The organism is Martinezella sp. CNPSo 3732 (genome assembly GCF_057784515.1).
The window spans coordinates 132999-150909 of record NZ_JBXSOO010000015.1 but is presented as its reverse complement, the minus strand read 5'-3'; the positions used below and the strand labels follow the sequence as shown (position 1 = coordinate 150909).

Genomic DNA, 17911 nt, shown 5'->3' with positions numbered 1-17911 from the left:
AAAGACGGCGGGTTTTTTCTTGAAGCCGAAGCGCCTGCAATCCGCAAGCAGGCGGATTGAGAAGGAGATATGCCAATGAAAGTCGGATTTATCGGATTGGGCCAGATGGGCAGCGCCATGGCCGTCAATCTCATCAAGGCCGGGCATGAGGTGACCGTCTACAATCGCTCGCGCGGCAAGGCCGAGGCTCTGGCAGGCGAGGGCGCCAAGGTTGCTGCGACGGTGGCGGACGCGTGCGGCGGCGAGGCTGTCTTCACCATGCTCGCTCATGACGATGCGCTATCGGCCGTCGTCCATGGCGATGGCGGCGTTCTGGCAAGCCTTGGCAAGGGTGCAGTTCATATTTCCGCCAGCACGATCAGCGTCGCCATGTCGGAAAGGCTGACGAGGGAACATGCCGCGGCAGGTCAGCACTTCGTGGCAGCGCCCGTCTTCGGCCGTCCGGAAGCGGCGGCTGCGGCAAAGCTTTTTATTGCCGCTGCGGGTACGCCAGACGCCATCCAGTCGGTCACGCCGCTCTTCGACGCCATCGGTCAGCGCACCTTCGTTCTCGGCGAGGAGCCGAAGGCGGCCAATCTCGTCAAGCTCAGCGGCAATTTCCTCATCGCTTCGGTTATCGAGTCGCTTGGCGAGGCCATGGCGCTGGTCGAGAAGGGCGGCGTCGACCGACATGCCTATCTCGATCTCTTGACCTCGACGCTTTTCAACGCGCCTGTCTACAAGACCTATGGCGGGCTGATCGCGGATCGCAAGTTCCAGCCGGCGGGCTTTACCGCGCCGCTCGGCCAGAAGGACATTCGGCTGGCATTGGCTGCCGGCGAGGCGCTGAACGTGCCGCTGCCGCTGGCAAGCCTGTTGCGCGACCGGTTCCTGACCTTGTTGGCGCATGGCGGCGAGGAGCTGGATTGGTCGGCGATTGGCGTGTTGGCAGCCCAGGATTCGGGGTTAGCGAGGTAGTTCGGGAGCTGGGAGATTTATCCATAGCTGATCGAGTTTGTGGAGGGTGCATACCCCCCTCTGTCAGCTTTGCTGACATCTCCCCCACAATGGCAGGGGTATCGCATATGGGGTGGCTCGGCACCGGAAATTCCTTCTCCCCCGCGGGGAGAAGGTGGCCCGAAGGGTCGGATGAGGGGGCTATCGATTTGAATTCATGGATTTTCGTAGTCTTGGCGGGCACCCCCTCATCCGCCTGGCGGCACCTTCTCCCTGCTGGGGAGAAGGGGTCAGCTGCGATTTCAGTTCATATGCGATACCCCTGCCCGCAAGGGGGAGATGTCACGAAGTGACAGAGGGGGTATCATAGGTGCGGCAGACTGAATGCCTCCACCAAGCCCCTTGCTAACCACCTTCCCACATGCAACCTTCCTCCCTTCCAGAGGAGGGACCCTCATGCATCTGACCACGCTGCTCGCCTTCGCCGCCGTTTCCTTCATCGGTATCGCGACGCCGGGGCCGACTGTGCTTCTGGCGCTGACCAATGGCTCTCGTTTTGGCGTCCGGCGCGCCTTGCCGGGCATGATCGGTGCCGTTCTTTCCGATGCGGTGTTGATCAGCGCCGTTGCCATCGGGCTTGGCGCCCTGCTGGCGGCTTCCGAATTCTGGTTTTCGGCTCTGAAATGGGTGGGTGCGGCCTATCTCGCCTTTCTCGGCATCATAATGCTGCGTTCGAAGGGAAGCATCGACGGCGCGTTGCAGGCGAGTGCGAGCCAATCGAAGGGGACCGCTTTCTCCATTGGGCTGAAGAGCTTCATGGTCGCGGTCACCAACCCGAAGGGCTATCTTTTCTTCTCGGCGTTCCTGCCGCAGTTCATTGATCCCTCGGCGCCGCAGATGCAGCAGTATATCGTTTTGGGTGCGATCTTCGCAGCACTCGATTTCATGATCATGTTCGGCTATGCGGTCTTCGGTTCGCAGGCCGTCCGCGTCCTGAAATCGGAAGGGGCGAAATGGCTCGAGCGTGCCTGTGGCGGCGCGCTGCTGGCTCTCGCCGGGTCGCTGGCGCTCTATCGTCGCGCCGTGAATTAAAGACCTAGTGGCGGCTTAACGCCGCCTCGAAGACTTCCCTGTCGACATTGCCACCTGAGGTGACGGCGATCACAGTATCGCCGTCGATGTGCCTGCCGTGGAAGAGTGCCGCAGCAAGCGCGACGGCGCCGCCCGGTTCAACCACGATCTTCAGCCGAGTGAAGGCGAGCGCCATGGCTTTCTGCGCTTCCTCATCTGTCACGACGAGGCCGGGACCGCAGAGGCGCTTGAGGATCGGGAAGGTGATGTTGCCTGGCTGCGGCGTGATGATGGCGTCGCAGATCGAGCCCTGCAGCGCGGTATTGCGCTCGATCTTGCCCGAGGCCAGCGAGCGGGTGGTGTCATCGAAGTTTTCCGGCTCGCATGGGTGCACCTTTAATCCCGGTGCGCGGGATTCGAGTGCCAGAGCGATCCCTGAAGTCAGGCCGCCACCGCCGCAGGGCACGAGCACGCTAGCAGCCTCGATGCCTTCCTCCGCCGCCTGTTGGGCGATTTCCAGCCCGGTCGTTCCCTGGCCGGCGATCACCTGCGGTTCGTCGAAGGGCTTGATCAGCGTCAGGCCGCGCTCCTTGGAAATGCGCGCGCCGATCTCGTCGCGATCTTCCTGGATACGATCATAGAGCACGACTTCGGCGCCGAAGGCACGGGTATTGGCGATCTTCAGCTTCGGCGCATCGGTGGGCATGATGATGACGGCGGGGATGCCGTGCAGCTTGGCTGCCAGCGCCACGCCCTGCGCGTGATTGCCGGAGGAGAAGGCGATGACGCCCCTGGCGCGTACGGTCGGTTCCAGCGCGGAGACCGCCGACCAGCCGCCGCGAAACTTGAAGGAGCCCGAGTGCTGCAAGCATTCGGCTTTCACGAACAGGCGGCGCCCGGCGATCTCATCGAGAAAGGGCGAAGAGAGCAGCGGCGTGCGGCGCGCCCGACCGGCGAGGCGAGTGCGGGCGGCTTCGATCATTGCGATATCGACCATGAATGGTTCACTCTTCGGATTCAGAAAGACTTTCCCTCCATAAAGCGCCCGTCCTTCCTTTAAAACAACGAGATTGTCTCCGTGACACTTCAGGCGATGCCAGGCAGCGAAAGATGCCCCACATCGTAGGTCTGGACTCCTGGCCGCGCCGGATCTTTCGGCGACTCTGCCAAGAGGCGGAAGCGCACCAACGTCCAGTGGGCCGGTTCGAAGGCGGCGACCGAGGCAAGCGCTTCGCTGTCCGATATGGCCTGCGCCGCTGCCTCGGCCTCCTTCGCGCGGAGGTCGGCAAGCGATGTTTCGGCGTCGATTACGACCACCTCGCGTGTGGCGAACTTGGCGCCGCGAATATCCGCAGATGTCTCGGTGTGCCATGCGATCCAGGTATTGACCTGAGGGCGACCGAAATTCTCGGTCAGGGCCATGAAACCAGGACCGCAGACGAAGTCGCTCAGGCCCTCCTCTTGCTGCCAGACGTAGAAGGGCGAGTAGAAATTCTGGCGGCTCCCCGTGACGGCATCGCCCTTTCTTGCCGTCAGATAGGCCTTGAACTTCAGGCCCGGGAGATTGTCGAGCAAGGGACCTTTTTCGCGAATACGGCGATCGATAATCGCCATGTCGTAATCCGCGGGGAGAGGGAAGTTATATTGCATGGCGATCATGATCATTCCTCTAGCCAGGTTACGGCGCTTCCATCCTGCGCCGCCTGGATGCTGATATAGGAAAAGGCATTTTCCGGCGCTGCACCGTGCCGATGGCGTTCGTTCGGCGCGAAGCTGATGCAGTCGCCGGTGCGCAGTTCCTCGGCCGGGCCGCCAAAGCGTTCGGCAAGTCCGACGCCGGACAGAACATAGAGGATCTGTCCATGCGGATGCGTATGCCAGCGGGTCATCACGCCGGGTTCGAGCTCACAACGCATGGCTGTGAGACCACCGTTTTCAGTGTTCTCCACAAGCGACTCCACCAGGAAGGAGGCCGTGGCGATGCCCTCGGGTGATGGCCGCATATTCGTGCCGGCGCGATGGATGGTGGGCGATGGGGTAGATGTGGTCTGAGGCATGGCTCTCAAGCCTGTTCGATCATTTGCGCGATGCCGTCCGAAAAGGACCAATCCTCGCGTGTCGCCGTCGTGATGGTGATCATGATGTCCTCGGGACGGATACCGGGCGAATCGGCAAGAAGTTCGGCGACCCGGCGATAGAAAGCCTTCTTGACTTCGGTACTGCGCGGCTTACCGATCGTGACGTCGAAAAAAACGTAATCGTCCGAACGCGGTTTGCTGGCGAAATAGGTGCGATCGAAGATGAGCTCATGCGGCTCCAGCTGATGAATGGACTGGAAGCGATCGGTCGGCGGCACCTCGAAGGCTTCGACCAGGGCGCGGTGAAAATTATCCGAAAGTGCCTTGAGATATTCCGGCGACTTGCCACGCAGAAGGGTGATGCGGGTGAATGGCATGGGATTGCTCCTGTTTCCGTGTCACTTGACGATCATAGAATGCCAGTGGATAATCATCCTGAAAATCAGATAATTCTGGATATATAGTCCCAAAAATATGGATGGTTATCCATGCGAAAAGTCATCTTCGATCTCGATGTGCTGCGCAGCTTCGTTACCGGTATGGATCTTGGCAGCTATGCCAAGGCGGCCGACAGGCTCGGACGCTCGACGTCTGCGATCAGCGCCCAGCTCAAGAAGCTTGAGGAGCAGGCGGGTACGCCGATCTTCCGCAAGGTGGGCAGAGGGCTGGCGTTGACGGAGGCCGGAGAGACGATGCTTGGCTATGCACGGCGGCTGCTGGACCTGAATGACGAGGCGGCCACGGCGCTGCATGGGACCGAGCTTGAAGGCTGGGTACGCCTCGGTCTGCAGGAGGATTTTGGCGAGACGCTGCTGCCGGACGTATTGGGGCGCTTCGCCCGCGCGCATCCGAAGGTACGCATCGAGGCGCGCGTGGTGCGCAACTTGGAGCTTGTGGAGCGGGTGACGTCAGGCAAGCTCGATCTGGCGCTTGCCTGGAGCGACGGTTTCCGCACCGCTTACACAGACCGCATCGCCGAAGTGCCGCTCTGCTGGGTCGGTCCGGCCAATGGCGCGACGCATTGGCGGGCCGATAGCGGCGAGACCATGCCTCTGGCCTCGCTCGAGGCGCCATGCCTGCTGCGCAACATCGCCACGAAGACGCTCGATCGCGCCGGTATCGGCTGGCGGATATCCTTCGTCAGCCCGAGCCTCGGCGGCCTTTGGGCTGCGACGGCGGCTGGGCTCGGTCTAACACTGCGCACACCGCTCGGCCTGCCGCCAAAGGTGCGGCAATTGACGCCTGATGAGGCCGGCCTACCGGCTTTGCCGACGCTCGATCTCGTGCTGCATCGTGCCGAGGCGGAGGGAAGTCCGGCAACGGAACGGCTGGCATCCATCATGCTGCAGGCAGTGCGGCAGACCATCGAGACCGTGCCGTAGAGCCGCATATTCGAGGATGTGCCTGGTCAGGATGTCGTCACGGCCTGAGAGGAAGGCTGTCGCCCGGAAACGTCGCTGCCGAGGCTGCTGATGCGGATTTCCGCCTGTGCGGCGAGCACTTGCAGATCGCGCGGCTGGCCTGCCAGCCGTTCCATGGCGGCGATCGCGACATCCGTCGTTACATAATCGGGCTTATGGCCGAGATTGCGGATGGTGATGAGTTCAGCACCTGGTATATCCCGGGCAAGCCCGCGCGAATGTAACTCCTCCAGCACGACATCGTCGCTGTCGCCGGTAATGATGATCACGGGTGCCTTGATCTCGCTGTAGCGAGGCGCATGGGCCGAGACATAAGCAAAGAGATTGACCACATCGATCGCGTTGTTGCGGAAGGTCCGCGGCCGCAGCACCAGTTCCGGTGCCGTCTTCATTATATAGTCGGCCGGCCGCGCATTCGGGCGGAAGATGCTGAGCGTGCCGGTCTCGACCCGGCGCAAGCCGAGCGGGATAACGAAGATCTGCGTAAAGAGCCAGCCGAAGACGGGCGTGGCGGCAAGCGTATAGTACCAGTCGACGCCGCCGGACCAGGGGTGTGTTGCCGGCGCGAGAAAGAGCAGGCCCTCGGTTCTTTCAGGATGGCGCATGCCAAAGGCAGCTGCGATTGCGCCGCCGAAGGAGTGGCCGACGATGATGGCGCTCTTGATGCCGCGCTTATCCATCAGTTGGGCGATGGCATCGGCCTGACCGGAGGGAAGGGCGTTTTCGGCGGTCCCGCGTTCGGAATAGCCGTGACCGGGGCGATCGACGAATAGCATTTCAGCGCGGCCACTTAAGGGCGCTGCGAAGGCTGCCAGCTGATCGCGCAGATTGCCGCTGGCGCCGTGGATAAAGATCAAGGCGGGTAGATCCGCGGTTGTGGGGCGCGGCAGATGTACGGCGTTGAGGCGATAACCGCCGATATCGGTAAGCTCGCCAATATTGGGATAGGCCTGCTCGATGGCGCGGGTCTTGTAGGCGGAAAAGCCTGCGGCGGAGACGACAAGAAGAATGATGACGGCGAACAGAGAATCGATCATTGCGGCACGGATCAAATATCTTAAGACGCTAATCTAGCGCGATATTGCGGCTTTTCATCCCTCCAAATGCGATTTCGGCCGTGAGACCGCCGCATATAATCAGGTGCGGCTGCCGGCAAGTTTTTCCGAGAGCTTGCCGGCTTCTTCCTGGGCCGATCGATTCGCCGGGTAGACTTCCAGAAAACGATCCCATACCCTGAGAGCCTGTGCGTCGTTGCCGCGCTCGGTCAGCATCGCCGCCATGCCGGCCAGCGCGCCGAAATGGCGCGGCTCGATGCGCAGGACCTGATTGATGTCTTCCATCGACTTGCGATAGTCGCCGATCGCAAAATTGAGCGTGGCGCGGCGGTTCCAGCCTTCGACATAGTCGGGCTTCAGCGAGATCACCTGATCGAGATAATCCATCGCGGCGGCATTGCGCTTTTCCTGAATGGCCTTGTCGGCCCATTGCATCAGGAGATTGATGGTGGCGCTGCCGGAATCGCTGAGTTCGGCACTGATCCGATCCGCAATCAAGCTTGCCTGGTCGGGGTCGCGTTGGCGCTTCAGCGCTGTGAACAGATTGTCGAGCTGCTGCTTGGGTGACAGGGTGCCGGAGGAATTGCCCGAATTCTGCTTTTCCACAGGGTTCTGCTCGTCAGCCAGAGCCGCATGGGGCGCAGAGGCAGTCAGAGCAAACAGAATCGGCAGGGCTAGATATGACAAAGCAAAAATGCGCATGGCGGGCATAGTAGCCCGCCAATGTCGAAGATCAAAACAAATTTGATGCGATCAACTAAAACTGAGGCCGATCCATGGGACCGGAGCCGCGCGCTGTATCAGCCCTGACGAGCCTTGTAGCGCGGGTTCAGCTTGTTGATGATGTAAATGCGGCCCTTGCGGCGGACGAGACGGTTGTCACGATGGCGCGCCTTGAGCGACTTGAGCGAATTCTTGATCTTCATTTTTCTGATCCGCGATCTCTGAGGGGGAATGTCACATTCGCCCGGGTCTTTTAACAATCAAAAGCGCGCTCAGGGCGCGCTCTTTAGGGTGGGGAGCAAATACCCTGTCATACTGGGCCTGTCAACCATGTCAGGGGCTTTTTCCCGCTGATCTCAGCGCAGAAGCTGTGTGACATGGCCCATCTTGCGGCCCGGCCGGGCTTCGGTCTTGCCGTAGAGATGCACGAGTGTGTCGTCAAGGCGCAGCCATTCCGGCAATGCCAGAATGTCGTCGCCGATCAGATTCGTCATGACACAATCCGAATGGCGCTGAGGATTTCCGAGCGGCAGGCCGGCGACGGCACGGATATGCTGCTCGAATTGCGAGATGACGCAGGCGGCTTCCGTCCAATGGCCGGAATTGTGGACGCGCGGCGCCATTTCATTGGCGATCAGGCTGCCATCGGCAAGCACGAAGAACTCGATGCCGATGACGCCAACATAACCAAGCGCCGTCAATATCTTCTCCGCAGCTTCACGCGCGGTCGCGGCCGTCTGCGCGGAAATGCTCGCCGGCAGCGTCGAGGTGTGGAGAATGCCGTTGCGATGGACGTTCTCGGCCGGATCGTAGCAGGCAACCTTCCCGTCGCTGCCGCGGGCGGCGATGATCGAGATTTCGCGCTCGAAAGATACGAAGCTTTCCAGAATGAGAGGTACGCTGCCCAAGGCTGCATAGCCACCCTCGGTGCTGTCGGCGGCGGAGCGATAGACGCGCTGCCCTTTGCCGTCATAGCCGAGACGACGGGTCTTCAGCACGCCTTGGCCGCCGAAATCGGCGAGCGCCTTTTCGAGATCGGTCTGGCTGTCGACGGCATGGAAGCGGGCCGTCGGAATGCCGCAGCCATTGATGAAGCTCTTTTCGGTCAGCCGGTCCTGCGCCATTTCCAGCGCCTTGGGCGGCGGATAGACCGTTACCTGCAAGGCAAGATCCTCAGCGGCGGTCACGGGCACATTCTCGAATTCATAGGTCACGACATCGCAGCGCTTCGCCAGCTCGGCAAGCGCGGCCGCATCGTCATAGGCAGCGGCAATCTGCGCGTTGGCGACATGGGCGGCCGGGCAATCCGCCTGCGGCTCGAGGATGATGGTGCGGAAATTCAGGCGGGCGGCCGCCATGGCCAGCATGCGGCCGAGCTGGCCGCCGCCGATGATGCCGATCGTCTTCACGTTCATAGGTCGTCCATCGGATATTCGGCGACTGCCGCGCTCTGGCGCGCCCGCCATTCGTCGAGCCGGTCGGCGATCTCTTCGTCGCCAAGTGCCAGGACGGCGGCGGCAAGAAGGGCGGCGTTGACGGCGCCGGCCTTGCCGATGGCCAGCGTGCCGACGGGAATGCCGGCGGGCATCTGCACGATCGAAAGAAGGCTGTCCTGCCCGGAGAGCGCGCGCGACTGAACCGGCACGCCGAAGACCGGCAGCGGCGTCATGGACGCCGCCATCCCCGGCAGGTGTGCCGCGCCGCCGGCGCCGGCGATGATGACCTTGAAGCCCTCGTCCTTTGCGCCCTTGGCGAAGTTCACCAGCCTGTCCGGCGTGCGATGAGCCGAAATAATGCGCGCATCATAGGTGATTTCGAGCGCTTCCAAGGTGTCCGCGGCATTCTTCATGGTCTCCCAGTCGGACTGGCTTCCCATGATGATGGCGACAGGCGGTCTTTCGGTCATCATCGTTGCTTTGTGCTCCTCAGGCTATGATATCGGGGATGATCTGGTCTTCCAGCTTGGTCAGCTTGTCCTTGATGACGAGCTTCTTCTTCTTCATGCGCTGGATACGAAGGGCATCGCAGCCCGTCTCGATCATGGCATTGATTGCGGCATCATAATCCTCGTGTTCCTGGCGCAAACGCGCCACGATCAGCCTGATTTCCGCCTGTTCCTGATCGGCCATGTTCATTTCCCCAGCATATCGCGGAATCGCATTCGTTCCGCCTCCTGAATTCCGCAAGCTCCTATCACCAAATGGCGATAACGGGAAGTTATCCTTCATCACGAATTTGCCGCCTATAGGCCACGTTTTCGCCTTCGACAACGGCTGGATATTATGGCACAGTGGGAGGGTTGACACCTAGGGCCTTGGCGAATGGATGGTCAGGGCCCTTAAAGAGGAAGGAAGGGTCATATGACTGTTCAAGCTCATCTTGAATCGCTCGAAAAGAAACATGTCGCGCTCGAGGAGGCGCTGCATGCGGCAATGTCATCTCCCTCTAGCAATGATACGGAAATAGCCGACATCAAACGCAGGAAACTGCGCGTCAAGGACGAAATCCAGCGTCTGCGTTCCTCTGTTCACTGAGGTAACGTTCCAAAGTTCAAAAAAGCCATCGATCTTGGGGCAAGAGAGGCAGATCGAAAGGTCTTGAGGCAATTTTCCAGCCAGGATCGATGAGCATTTCCGTCAAAACGGATGCGCCAGCGTCATAGCGTCGAAAGTAGGGGTTGGCGCAATTTTTCCCCATCTTATACAACAAATGTCGTCGCTGACGACTCTCGGCTCGTTGTAGTCCTCATTCATCGAGGGTGGCCGGGTTTTGATGGCACGTCGCGACGATGCCAGTTTCGTCACGCCGCTGGCCCATCCGGAAGTCATGTCGTTTCTATCTCTGGCTTAGCTCCAGGGGCGGCAGGCCAAAACCGCGGTTCGCGCTGTCATTGTCGCCGCCGCCGGCTGCCAAATGCCAAATGCCGCGAAAGCGAAGGGCCTTTTCAGGACCAGAACTGATCCAGCCATAGGTTCAGCTTGTCGAAGCCGCGGCTGTTGACCGCGTATATGCGTTTCGTGCCTTCATTGGTGACGGAAACGAGGTTGCTGTCGAGCAGCGCCTTGAGATGCTGCGAGACAGCCGGGCGGCTGATTGGCAGGCCCTGCGCCAGTTCGTTGACCGTCTTGGGTGCGCGGCGCAATTCCTCCAGCAGATGACGCCGGTTCGGATCCGCGATGGCTGCGAAAGGGTCCATGGTCGACATGGCGGAAAGCTACGTCAAACACCAAAGGGCGGCAAGTTAATTGTGCGCTGCATGATATATTGTAAGGATGGTTGCCTGCGGAGGTTCGCGCCGTGAGTGTCCTCTGTTGCGAATTGCCGGTTTCGGTCGCTGCCCCTTGTCAGAGAGAGCTAACGGATTTACTCACGATTATCGAACCGGTGCGCCATCGCTGACGATGGAAGCCGAAACCATGGAAGCTCGCATGACCGTGCCCGAAGATCGTTGCCGTCTCGTTCTCATCGTTCCCGACATTGCCGATATAGAGCAGCGGGCGACGGCGGTGGCCGATGCCTTGAGGGGCGGAGACGTCGCCTCGGTGATCATTCCCCAGTACGGTCTCGATGACAGCACCTTTCAGAGACATGCGGAAAAGCTGGTGCCGGTCATTCAGGCCGCAGGTGCGGCGGCGCTCATTGCCGGCGACAGCCGCGTGGCGGGCCGTGCCAAGGCCGATGGGCTGCATATCGCCGGCAATATCACCGAGCTTACCGAAGCCGTGGAAAAATTCGTGCCGAAGCTGATCGTCGGCGGCGGCAGCGCGGCCGACAGGCATAGCGCGCTGGAGGTCGGCGAGCTCAGGCCGGACTACATCTTCTTCGGCAAGCTTGACGGCGACATCAAGCCGGACGCGCATCCGAAAAATCTGGCGCTTGGCGAATGGTGGGCCTCGATGATCGAAATCCCCTGCATCGTCATGGGCGGTACCGATCCGAAGTCGGCGCTGGAGGTAGCCCTGACGGGTGCCGAGTTCGTCGCGCTGCATCAGGCGGTTTTTGCCGACCCTGCCGCTGCCTCGTCCATCGTTGCGGAAGTGAATGCGCTTCTGGACGAAAAAGCGCCACGGTTTGAGGATTGATAGCGATTCATGTCGTCAGCGCCTCGATTCCGCCATCGATCCTTCCTTGCCGTGCTTACAGCCGGACTCGCCGCATTTCCGTTGCTGGCCGCAGCGCAATCAGGCAACAGTGACACGTCGCTGCCCGGTGTTTCGCAGCCGGCGGAGAAGGGCGCACGTCCCGATGACAATGCACAATCCGACGACGACACAACCGTGCCGGCTGCACCGCAGCACAACGACAATGTCATGACGCGGCCTCTGGGCGCCGATGCTGGCACCTTCAAGACCGAAAAGATCCAGCCGGGCGCGGAGCCGAAAGCTGACAGCGACATCAAGCCATCCCAGGGTGTCGGGGTTTTCGAGCGCATGGGGGCAAACTTGCCCGACCTGCCGCCGGAAAAGCCTTTCACCGGCAAGGTGGACGATGCTTATGGTGCCTTCCAGCGCGGCTATTACCTGACCGCCTTCCAAAAAGCATTGCCGCGGGCGCAGCTTGGCGATCCGGCCGCACAGACCTTGATCGCTGAGCTGATGGCACAGGGCCTGGGCGTTAAACGCGACACAAAGGACGCCGCCTTCTGGTACAGCAAGGCGGCCGAGGGCGGCGATCCCACGGCGATGTTCAAATACGCGCTGATCCTGATGGAAGGGCGCGATGTGCCCCGCGATCAGAAGAAGGCCGACGACTGGATGAAGAAGGCGGCCGATGCAGGTCAACCTTCGGCGGAATTCAACGTAGCCCAGATGCTGACGGCCGAAAATCCAGGCCCCAAGGGCCTGCAGATGGCGCTTCCCTATTATGAGAAATCCGCCGAGCAGGGCATCGCCGACGCGCAATATGCCGTGTCGCAGCTCTATCTCAACCTTCCCGATCTGCCGCCGGAAAAGAAAGCGCGTGCACGGGAGTGGCTGTCGCGTGCCGCCAATGCAGGCTTCGATACCGCCCAGCTCGATATGGGCATCTGGCTGATCAACGGCACCGGCGGCGCACAGGATCTCGAGAACGGCTTCAACTGGATGCGGGTTGCAGCCTATCGCGGCAACGTCGTTGCGCAAAACAAGCTGGCACATCTCTATATCAACGCCATCGGCACGAAGCAGGATCCGGTGGCTGCCGCCACCTGGTATGTCATTTCCCGCCGTGCCGGCCTGAAAGACCCCGAGCTCGAGGATTTCTATCAAGGGATCGAGGACTATCAGCAGAAGGCGGCCATCGATGCAGCCAACAAGTATCGGCGCGCGCGATAATAAAGGTGCCGGATCGAGCCCTGGCGGAGCTGATCTGAGGTCAGTTTGCGTCTGCCGTGGCCTCACCACTTGAAATTCCCGCAATTTTATGGTCTTGAGGCCGCCAATCTTTTATTTCCGCTGACGCTCCCGCTCCGTCGGGGCCTGCTTTCGGGCCCGGTCAGCGCTTTCTGCATTATCCAAGGAAACCCGATGGCCCGTTCTGCTCTTCTCAATGTCATGGTTCAGGCTGCCCTCAAGGCAGGCAAGTCGCTCAGCCGCGATTTCGGCGAAGTGCAGAACCTGCAGGTTTCGGTGAAGGGACCGGGCGATTTCGTCAGCCAGGCGGATCTGAAGGCGCAGAAGATCATCCGCGACGAGCTGATGAAGGCTCGTCCCACGTATGGTTTTCTCGGCGAGGAAAGCGAAGAGGTCAAGGGCACGGATGGCGCCCATCGCTGGATCGTCGATCCGCTCGACGGCACCACCAACTTCCTGCACGGCATTCCGATGTTCGCCGTTTCGATCGCGCTCGAGCGCAACGACGAGATCGTCGCCGGAGTCATCTTCAATCCGGCGACGGACGAACTCTATACGACCGAACGCGGCGGCGGCGCTTTCCTCAACGATCGCCGCCTGCGCGTCGCCTCGCGCCGCGTGCTGTCGGATAGCGTCATCGGCTGCGGCGTTCCGCATCTCGGCCGCGGCAATCACGGCAAGTTCCTGGTTGAGCTGCGTCATGTCATGGGCGAGGTTGCCGGTGTGCGCCGTCTCGGTTCCGCATCGCTCGATCTTGCCTATGTCGCTGCCGGCCGCTTCGACGGTTTCTGGGAAACCGGGCTGTCTCCCTGGGATATCGCAGCCGGCATTCTGCTGATCCGCGAAGCCGGCGGTTTCGTCTCGGATTTCCAGGGCGGCACCGACATGCTCGGCACCAGTTCGATCATCTGCGGCAACGAGCATATCCAGAAAGCACTCGCCGAAGTAGTTAAGCGACCGATCCCGACGAAGTAAGCCATTCCCCCATTCGCTTTTTCGAATGACAAAACAGCCTGTTGCCAACGGACTGTTTTGTGCTTTCCGTCTCTTCAATTCGGCACAATGTTGCTCTAGTCTCCGCCTGCGGAAGATGCGGTGTCGGAGCGTGTGATGGAAAATGTGAATCTGTCGGATCTCGGATCGACCGACAACGTATCGGGAAATTACGCCTATAAGCTTTCAAGCCCGATGGCTTTCTTCTGGACCATGGTTCTTTTCCTGGTCATTGTCGGCTTCATCGTGGCAATCCTTTTCCGCCAGGCGCAGGTCGCCTTTCTGCACAATCCCGGCCTCAATGGCCTGATCGTCGGCGTTTTGGTCGTCGGCATCCTCCTGGTCTTCAATCATGTGCTGATGCTGAGGCCGGAGGTTCGCTGGTTCAATCATTTCCGTGCCGTCGGCAATGCGGACAAGGTTGGCCGCAATCCGCGGCTGCTGGCACCGATGCGGGCGCTGCTCGGCAACCGCCGTGCCATGCAGCTTTCCACGGCGACCCTGCGCTCGATCCTCGATTCGATTGCCACCCGCCTCGACGAATCGCGCGATACCTCGCGCTATCTTATCGGCCTTCTCGTCTTTCTCGGTCTGCTCGGCACTTTCTGGGGTCTGATCGGCACGATCGGCTCTATCAACGACGTCATCCAAGGCCTCGATGCCGGCGCCGGCGACACCGGCGATATTCTGAGCGCCCTGAAATCAGGTCTTTCCGGCCCGCTCGTGGGTATGGGCACGGCCTTCTCCTCCTCGCTGCTCGGCCTTTCCGGCTCGCTGATCCTCGGCTTCCTCGACCTGCAGGCCGGCCGTGCGCAGAACCGCTTCTATACCGAACTTGAAAATTGGCTTTCTTCCGTCACCGACGTCGGCTCCGACATCGCCCCGGTCATCGAAGGCGCGACCGGCGCCTCTTCGGAGGATGTGCGGGCGCTGTCGGATTATCTGCGCAAGATTGCCGAGGAGGGCGGCGGCCAGCGTTCTGTGACGGCGATGGCAAACCTTGCCGAAGGCATTCAGGGCCTGGTCAAGAACATGCGCAACGAGCAGCAGATGTTGCGCGACTGGATCGAGGCGCAGCAGGAAGAGGCCAAATCGATGCGTCGCACGCTCGACCGCCTCGCCGACAGGATCAGCCATACCGAGAAGACCGGGAGCAAGTAAGCCATGGCGCTCGCTCGCAACCGACGCCACCAGAGAAGCGTCGACTATTGGCCCGGTTTCGTCGATGCGCTGTCGACGCTGCTCATGGCGATCATGTTCCTGCTGACGGTATTCGTCGTTGGCCAGTTCATCCTCAGCCGTGAGATTTCCGGGCGCGACGAAGTGCTCAATCGTCTCAACAGCCGCATCAACGATCTGGTGCAGCAACTGGCGCTGGAAAAAAGCGGCAAGCAGGATCTGGAGGATGCCGTCGCCAATCTGCAGGCATCGCTGTCCTCGGCGGAGACAGAGCGCTCGCGGCTGCAGGCCCTGCTCGCAGCAGGCTCCGGCAGCAGCCAGGCTGCGGAAAAGCGGGCCGGATCGCTTTCGCAGGAGCTTGATGAGCAGAAGCAGGTGAGCGCGCGCGCAATGAGCCAGGTCGATCTCCTCAATCAGCAGATTGCCGCCCTGCGCAGCCAGATCGCCGCTATCGAAGCTGCCCTTCAGGCTTCCGAGGCCAAGGATCAGTCATCGCAGGTGAAGATCGCCGATCTCGGCCGGCGGCTGAATGTGGCGCTGGCGCAGCGCGTGCAGGAGCTGAACCGCTATCGTTCCGACTTCTTCGGCCGCCTGCGCGAAATTCTTTCGGACCGAGATAATATCCGCATCGTCGGCGACCGCTTCGTGTTCCAGTCCGAGGTGCTTTTCCCGTCCGGCGCTGCCGATCTCAACCCGGCGGGCCAGGCGGAGATGACGAAGCTTGCCACGGCTCTCATCGACCTTTCCAAGGAAATTCCGCCCGAGATCAACTGGGTGCTACGCGTCGACGGGCATACGGACAATGTGCCGCTTTCGGGCAATGGGCGTTACCCGGACAACTGGGCTCTGTCGTCGGCGCGCGCCATCGCCGTCGTCAAGTTCCTGATCTCACAGGGTGTGCCCGCCGACAGGCTCGTCGCCGCTGGCTTCGGCGAATTCCAACCGATCGCACCGGGCGATGCGCCGGATGCTCGCGCCACCAACCGCCGCATCGAGCTGAAGCTGACGGAGAAATAATCCGTCATCGCTCCGGCGATGCGATACTATCGAGGCGTGCTTGCAGGAATTGCCGTACGGCTTCGCTGTCGCTGAGGCCAATCGCGGTCCGATAGGCATTGGAGGCCCTTTCCGCATCTCCCGCTTCGGTCAGCAGGTGAGCCCGCACGGCCCAATAGGGTTGATAGTTGACGATCTCGCGCTCGGCTATCCGGTCAAGGAGAGCCAACCCAGCAGCCGGACCTTCCACTTTGCCAACTACGGCCGCGTGGCTGACGCGCGCGCCGGCCGTCGGCTTCATGATCACAAGCGCTTCATAGAGTTTGGCCAGAGCTGCCCAGTCAGTGATGCCCGAGCGTCGCCGGTCGGCATGCACGGACTGGATCGCAGCCTGACACTGGAACGGGCCGAAGCGTCCGAATGTGCCAGCCTTTCGTAATAGATTATCGGCTTCCAGAATCATTTCGGCATCCCACAGGGCCATGTCCTGCTGGTCGAGAGGAACATATCGTCCATTCGCATCGCGGCGGGCTCCATGACGGGATTGGCTGTAGAGCATCAGCGACAACAAGCCTGCCGCCTCCGGTTCCTCGGGCAGGGTCGCAAGCAACGTGCGTCCGAGCCAAATGGCCTCATCCGCCAGGGATCGTTGCTTGCCGATCTCTCCGTCGACGCCGTCCCAGCCGAGGCCGTAGGCGGCATATATCGCTGAGAGCACGCTTTCCAATCGATCCGGCAACACGGACCGGTCCGGAACGATAAAGGGAATATGTGCGTCGCGGATCTTGATTTTCGCTCGCACCAGCCGCTGGCTCATGGCTTGCGGCGAAACGAGGAAGGCTTTGGCTATGGTCGCGGCATCGACGGCCAGCACGGCTTGCAGCATCAGCGGAGTGTGAGCTGAGCGATCCAAAGCCGGATGGGCGCAGACGAAGAGGAGCTTCAGGCGCTCATCCGGAAAGGTGGAATTGTCGGCATTCATGCGTTCCTCCGCCTCTTCGAAGGCCATCATGATCCTGTCGCGCGCTCCGGCCCTGACGTTCTCGTGCCTGATCCGGCGAAGGAGATTACGCTTGGCTGCAACCAGCAGCCAGGCTTCCGGATTGTCGGGGATGCCGCGTTCCGGCCAGGTGCTCAACGCTGCCGCGATCGCATCGGACAAAGCGTCCTCGGCCGCCGGCACGTCGCGGAAGCGCGCGGCGAGAAAGGCAATCAGCTTGCCGTAGGATTGACGCGCCGTTTGCTCGGCGGCGCGTCCAGCATCCAACTCCATGATGGCTACATCTGCAATCGCGGCCGTATCTCGACCGAACCTTGCTGGGAGATCGGTACGCGCAGCGCCCATTCCAGCGCGGCATCGAGATCCGGCACTTCGATCAGGTAGAAGCCGCCAAGCTGCTCCTTACCGTCAGGGAACGGACCGTCCTTTACCTCGTGGTCCTCGCCCTGACGACGGACAACCGTTGCCGTCTCCGGTCCCGTCAATCCCGCGCCTCCCGTCATGATGCCGGCCTGGATCAGCGCCTGTGTGTAGGCGATCCAGCCGTTCTTATAGGTCGGATCGGCACGACGCCGAAAATCCTCGGCTGATTCACGAATGATCAAAGCATATTGCATGAGATAGATCTCCCATTTGCAGTTTTGACGACAGCCGGACGGCGTAGCCTGCAAAGCTGATGCCGGAATATACAACACCGTTGGCAAAACGGCTTCCTGCCGCTTCGATAGAATGAGCCGCGGGCACGAGTGAATTCGACACTCGCGAAAAGATTTCTTGAAATTCGTGGCCGAAAAATCAAAACGGCCGACATGCCCGAAAGGCAGCCGGCCGTTAATGGCTTTGCAGCGAGTGCGTGACGCGAGAATTATGCGGTGGCGGTGGTCTGGTCGTCGATGACGGCGGCACCGACGTGAGCCTTGATCGATTCGATGGCATGCAGGGCCGAGGCTTTCGCCTTATAGCCTTCCGAACCGAACATGGTTTCGCCGTTCGAGGCCTTGAAGCGGAAGCGAAACTCGCCAGCCTTGTCCTTGTAGACTTCAAATTTATACATGGTTCTCGTCTCCTAGAATCGCGTCAGCGCGGGATAACGCCGAAAATCTAGCTCAACTTTGAAACTATTTCCACA

At 60.8% G+C, this 17911-nt stretch carries 23 protein-coding genes; 9 read left to right on the top strand and 14 right to left on the bottom strand.

Annotated features, from left to right (window positions below; translation table 11 throughout):
- Positions 1 to 75 precede the first annotated feature (75 nt).
- Together AC13RM_RS22515 and AC13RM_RS22510 are read left to right on the top strand one after the other, a co-directional pair.
- Positions 76 to 957, top strand: a complete 882-nt coding sequence (locus AC13RM_RS22515; RefSeq protein WP_488555575.1) for an NAD(P)-dependent oxidoreductase — start codon at positions 76 to 78, stop codon at positions 955 to 957.
- Between the two features lie 435 nt (positions 958 to 1392).
- A complete protein-coding gene (locus tag AC13RM_RS22510; protein WP_488555574.1) occupies positions 1393 to 2028 on the top strand; it encodes a LysE family translocator in 636 nt (211 codons plus the stop codon).
- A 4-nt stretch (positions 2029 to 2032) separates the two neighbouring features.
- Here AC13RM_RS22510 and AC13RM_RS22505 read toward each other — a convergent pair whose 3' ends face one another.
- The 4 genes from AC13RM_RS22505 to AC13RM_RS22490 all read right to left on the bottom strand — a co-directional run bounded on the left by AC13RM_RS22505 (position 2033) and on the right by AC13RM_RS22490 (position 4462).
- Positions 2033 to 3004 carry a threonine ammonia-lyase gene (locus AC13RM_RS22505; RefSeq protein WP_374816411.1) on the bottom strand — a complete coding sequence of 324 codons (972 nt, stop codon included), beginning with the start codon at positions 3002 to 3004 and terminating at the stop codon, positions 2033 to 2035.
- Positions 3005 to 3093: 89 nt separating this feature from the next.
- Positions 3094 to 3666 carry a DUF4865 family protein gene (locus tag AC13RM_RS22500; RefSeq protein WP_113230922.1) on the bottom strand — a complete coding sequence of 191 codons (573 nt, stop codon included), beginning with the start codon at positions 3664 to 3666 and terminating at the stop codon, positions 3094 to 3096.
- A gap of 2 nt (positions 3667 to 3668) precedes the next feature.
- Positions 3669 to 4064, bottom strand: coding sequence for a cupin domain-containing protein (locus tag AC13RM_RS22495; protein ID WP_374816410.1), 396 nt, complete (start codon positions 4062 to 4064; stop codon positions 3669 to 3671).
- A gap of 5 nt (positions 4065 to 4069) precedes the next feature.
- Positions 4070 to 4462 carry a tautomerase family protein gene (locus AC13RM_RS22490; RefSeq protein ID WP_374816409.1) on the bottom strand — a complete coding sequence of 131 codons (393 nt, stop codon included), beginning with the start codon at positions 4460 to 4462 and terminating at the stop codon, positions 4070 to 4072.
- Positions 4463 to 4573: 111 nt separating this feature from the next.
- Between AC13RM_RS22490 and AC13RM_RS22485 the strand changes: the two genes are divergently transcribed.
- Entirely contained in the window at positions 4574 to 5467 is an 894-nt protein-coding gene (locus tag AC13RM_RS22485) for a LysR substrate-binding domain-containing protein (RefSeq protein WP_488555573.1), read from the top strand.
- A 26-nt stretch (positions 5468 to 5493) separates the two neighbouring features.
- On the opposite strand, the gene AC13RM_RS22480 is transcribed toward AC13RM_RS22485, so the two are convergent.
- The 6 genes from AC13RM_RS22480 to AC13RM_RS22455 all read right to left on the bottom strand — a co-directional run bounded on the left by AC13RM_RS22480 (position 5494) and on the right by AC13RM_RS22455 (position 9413).
- Positions 5494 to 6543: an alpha/beta fold hydrolase gene (locus AC13RM_RS22480; protein WP_374816407.1), complete on the bottom strand. Its 1050-nt coding sequence runs from the start codon at positions 6541 to 6543 to the stop codon at positions 5494 to 5496.
- 99 nt (positions 6544 to 6642) lie between these two features.
- Positions 6643 to 7272 (bottom strand): hypothetical protein, encoded by a 630-nt coding sequence (locus AC13RM_RS22475; RefSeq protein WP_488555572.1) that lies wholly within the window; start codon positions 7270 to 7272, stop codon positions 6643 to 6645.
- An 89-nt stretch (positions 7273 to 7361) separates the two neighbouring features.
- Positions 7362 to 7487, bottom strand: coding sequence for a type B 50S ribosomal protein L36 (ykgO, locus tag AC13RM_RS22470; RefSeq protein ID WP_003582204.1), 126 nt, complete (start codon positions 7485 to 7487; stop codon positions 7362 to 7364).
- Between the two features lie 153 nt (positions 7488 to 7640).
- On the bottom strand, positions 7641 to 8699 hold the full coding sequence (locus AC13RM_RS22465) for a 5-(carboxyamino)imidazole ribonucleotide synthase (RefSeq protein WP_374816405.1): 1059 nt from the start codon (positions 8697 to 8699) through the stop codon (positions 7641 to 7643).
- Complete coding sequence (purE, locus tag AC13RM_RS22460; protein ID WP_069613329.1) at positions 8696 to 9190, bottom strand: 5-(carboxyamino)imidazole ribonucleotide mutase; 495 nt, start codon at positions 9188 to 9190, stop codon at positions 8696 to 8698. The genes AC13RM_RS22465 and purE overlap by 4 nt, the downstream gene beginning before the upstream one ends.
- Before the next feature lie 19 nt (positions 9191 to 9209).
- Positions 9210 to 9413 carry a YdcH family protein gene (locus AC13RM_RS22455; protein WP_015341042.1) on the bottom strand — a complete coding sequence of 68 codons (204 nt, stop codon included), beginning with the start codon at positions 9411 to 9413 and terminating at the stop codon, positions 9210 to 9212.
- Between the two features lie 231 nt (positions 9414 to 9644).
- On the opposite strand from AC13RM_RS22455, the gene AC13RM_RS22450 reads away from it, so the two are divergent.
- The gene (locus tag AC13RM_RS22450) at positions 9645 to 9818 is read left to right on the top strand and encodes a YdcH family protein (protein WP_069613224.1); all 174 of its coding nucleotides are present in this window, start codon (positions 9645 to 9647) and stop codon (positions 9816 to 9818) included.
- Positions 9819 to 10228: 410 nt separating this feature from the next.
- Here AC13RM_RS22450 and AC13RM_RS22445 read toward each other — a convergent pair whose 3' ends face one another.
- Positions 10229 to 10489: an ArsR/SmtB family transcription factor gene (locus AC13RM_RS22445; protein WP_015341040.1), complete on the bottom strand. Its 261-nt coding sequence runs from the start codon at positions 10487 to 10489 to the stop codon at positions 10229 to 10231.
- Positions 10490 to 10712: 223 nt separating this feature from the next.
- On the opposite strand from AC13RM_RS22445, the gene AC13RM_RS22440 reads away from it, so the two are divergent.
- The 5 genes from AC13RM_RS22440 to AC13RM_RS22420 all read left to right on the top strand — a co-directional run bounded on the left by AC13RM_RS22440 (position 10713) and on the right by AC13RM_RS22420 (position 15803).
- The gene (locus AC13RM_RS22440) at positions 10713 to 11366 is read left to right on the top strand and encodes a thiamine phosphate synthase (protein WP_374816404.1); all 654 of its coding nucleotides are present in this window, start codon (positions 10713 to 10715) and stop codon (positions 11364 to 11366) included.
- A gap of 9 nt (positions 11367 to 11375) precedes the next feature.
- On the top strand, positions 11376 to 12596 hold the full coding sequence (locus tag AC13RM_RS22435; RefSeq protein ID WP_374816403.1) for a tetratricopeptide repeat protein: 1221 nt from the start codon (positions 11376 to 11378) through the stop codon (positions 12594 to 12596).
- Between the two features lie 192 nt (positions 12597 to 12788).
- Positions 12789 to 13589 carry an inositol monophosphatase family protein gene (locus AC13RM_RS22430; protein ID WP_113408253.1) on the top strand — a complete coding sequence of 267 codons (801 nt, stop codon included), beginning with the start codon at positions 12789 to 12791 and terminating at the stop codon, positions 13587 to 13589.
- Between the two features lie 135 nt (positions 13590 to 13724).
- On the top strand, positions 13725 to 14768 hold the full coding sequence (locus AC13RM_RS22425; RefSeq protein WP_095435754.1) for a flagellar motor protein MotA: 1044 nt from the start codon (positions 13725 to 13727) through the stop codon (positions 14766 to 14768).
- A 3-nt stretch (positions 14769 to 14771) separates the two neighbouring features.
- The gene (locus AC13RM_RS22420) at positions 14772 to 15803 is read left to right on the top strand and encodes a peptidoglycan -binding protein (RefSeq protein WP_374816402.1); all 1032 of its coding nucleotides are present in this window, start codon (positions 14772 to 14774) and stop codon (positions 15801 to 15803) included.
- A 4-nt stretch (positions 15804 to 15807) separates the two neighbouring features.
- Here the strand turns inward: AC13RM_RS22420 and AC13RM_RS22415 are convergent, their stop codons facing one another.
- The 3 genes from AC13RM_RS22415 to AC13RM_RS22405 all read right to left on the bottom strand — a co-directional run bounded on the left by AC13RM_RS22415 (position 15808) and on the right by AC13RM_RS22405 (position 17836).
- A complete protein-coding gene (locus AC13RM_RS22415; RefSeq protein WP_113230716.1) occupies positions 15808 to 17055 on the bottom strand; it encodes an RNA polymerase sigma factor in 1248 nt (415 codons plus the stop codon).
- A 5-nt stretch (positions 17056 to 17060) separates the two neighbouring features.
- Positions 17061 to 17399, bottom strand: a complete 339-nt coding sequence (locus AC13RM_RS22410; RefSeq protein WP_113230715.1) for a YciI family protein — start codon at positions 17397 to 17399, stop codon at positions 17061 to 17063.
- Between the two features lie 248 nt (positions 17400 to 17647).
- The gene (locus AC13RM_RS22405) at positions 17648 to 17836 is read right to left on the bottom strand and encodes a YegP family protein (RefSeq protein ID WP_007701263.1); all 189 of its coding nucleotides are present in this window, start codon (positions 17834 to 17836) and stop codon (positions 17648 to 17650) included.
- Positions 17837 to 17911 lie beyond the last annotated feature (75 nt).